The following is a 1,796-nucleotide window of genomic DNA, read 5'->3' as shown; positions in this document are numbered from 1 at the left end:
CAACAAAAATCCGGTCGACCTCAATTCCTTCAAGTTGACGTCCAGTGTTTTGCTCGACAGAACTTACCCGGACATACCCTACTTTTTGGCCTTTCACTTTTTCACGCCCCAATTGGATAAAAATGAACAATTTCGTAAATTATAATTCTTTAACACTAAAGTTACATGTTACTTATGATTAAAAATCATTTAAATGATACATAATTTCATGAACTTTCAGATTGTAACTTTAGGGTGTACTCTATAGTTACATAATTCGTGATTTAAAGAGACCTAGAAAAAGAGAAATGGTATTTATTTGAGCTAATCAAAGTTGAGAAACTTTAGAATTCTTGCGTTAGTCAAATTTTAAGCAGCCAAAAGCTATATTTTATGAGGTTTTAGCCAATTCAAAAATTAGATAAACTATACTTTCGCAAGAGGTCTTTTGATTAAATAATAAGCGTGGAACGTGAAAAATCATAAAAAAAGCCCACCTTGGGGAAGATGGGCTATCAACTAGAAACTACAGCATTGATTTCTATAGAGAATTATAACGCATTTCGTATAAGGTGTATTATGTTAATTTTAGAAATTCTTAATTTCCATCTATCCAAACTTGCTTGATCCAATCTGCTAAATCTTCCCACTGCTCATCGCTATATCCATCTGCTGTCCAATATCTAATTTTATGATTAGGAGATAGGCAATAATAACTACCATTATCTTCACAAATAGGTAGCCAATCTTCTGGCAGACCTTGCTCCCTAGCATCATTTAATATCTGAGATAGCCCTCGATAGCATTCTTTCTCATCTGTAAGAGACGCTAATTCAATTGTTCCATAAAAGATATTGCTAATCTCTTTCAAAACTTTTTTATAATCTTTTGGAAAAATAAAACCTATTTTTCGTTCATAAGCAGATATGAAAATATCATCAGGTAGTTCTATGTTTAGACGACTATTCCCAGATAGTTCTTTTAATTCTTGAATAATGTTATCAAGCTTATTTTGCATATACATTCTGCTCTATCGCATTAAAGTTCTTACTACAATTTAACATAATGGCTGTTATACGAATTGAACTTGTAAGCCCAAAGTAGAAATGTCCGGTTTCTCCAAAGTAAAAATGTCCGCTTTTAGAATATGCACTTTTGCAATTTTCTTAGCGGACGGTTTGATATGTTGGTGTCTATGTCGGATAAAGAACTTAAACGATTGTCGGTCTTGCAGGAAATCTGTGATCAACGCATAACCCAGTCCCAAGCTGCTCAGCTACTTCATATTTCAGAGCGTCAGATCAGACGTTTATTGCAAAAATACAAAGCTCAAGGCCCAGCTGCATTAGCCCATGCCGGTCGTGGTCAAATCAGCAATTCCAGGCTTCCTGAAGAGCTCAGACTCAAGTGCCTCAATATTGTTTCTGATCAACTGCATGGTTTCGGACCCACTTTAGCGCATGAAAAGCTCACCACCGTTCATGGCTTTGATATTTCAGTGGAAACACTGCGTTCCTGGATGATTGCAGCCGATTTATGGATTCCTCGCGCCAAGCGTCTGAAACGCCCGTATCAGCCTCGTTATAACCGGGACTGTTATGGTGAACTGATCCAAATCGATGGCTCACACCATGACTGGTTTGAAGGTCGAGCCCCTAAATGCTGTCTGCTGGTATTTATCGATGATGCCACAGGAAAATTGCAGCATTTACGCTTCTGTGAATCAGAATCAGCCTTTGATTATATGATTTCAACACGCTTGTATGTTGAGCAGCATGGTAAGCCGTTGGCATTTTACAGCGACAAACATTCAGTCT

Annotated in this window: 1 protein-coding gene and 2 pseudogenes; 1 reads left to right on the top strand and 2 read right to left on the bottom strand. The window is 37.1% G+C overall.

Features of this window, described 5'->3' with window-relative positions:
- Together HX743_RS16630 and HX743_RS15935 are read right to left on the bottom strand one after the other, a co-directional pair.
- Positions 1-97 (bottom strand): annotated as a pseudogene (locus HX743_RS16630) (recombinase family protein); the annotation flags it as partial.
- 480 nt (positions 98-577) lie between these two features.
- The gene (locus HX743_RS15935) at positions 578-997 is read right to left on the bottom strand and encodes an SMI1/KNR4 family protein (RefSeq protein WP_001180106.1); all 420 of its coding nucleotides are present in this window, start codon (positions 995-997) and stop codon (positions 578-580) included.
- A gap of 177 nt (positions 998-1,174) precedes the next feature.
- Here HX743_RS15935 and HX743_RS15930 point away from each other — a divergent pair.
- Positions 1,175-1,796: pseudogene (locus tag HX743_RS15930) on the top strand (ISNCY-like element ISAjo2 family transposase); the annotation flags it as partial.

It is taken from the genome of Acinetobacter sp. Swhac1 (assembly GCF_013390985.1).
In the GTDB taxonomy this organism is placed as follows: Bacteria; Pseudomonadota; Gammaproteobacteria; order Pseudomonadales; family Moraxellaceae; genus Acinetobacter; species Acinetobacter towneri.
The sequence above is the reverse complement of the archived record's forward strand: the minus strand, read 5'-3'. Positions and strand labels throughout refer to the sequence as shown.

Excerpts from the sequence above, each read along its gene's own strand:
- HX743_RS15935 (WP_001180106.1), bottom strand. The coding sequence starts at position 997 with ATGCAAAATAAGCTTGATAACATTATTCAAGAATTAAAAGAACTATCT.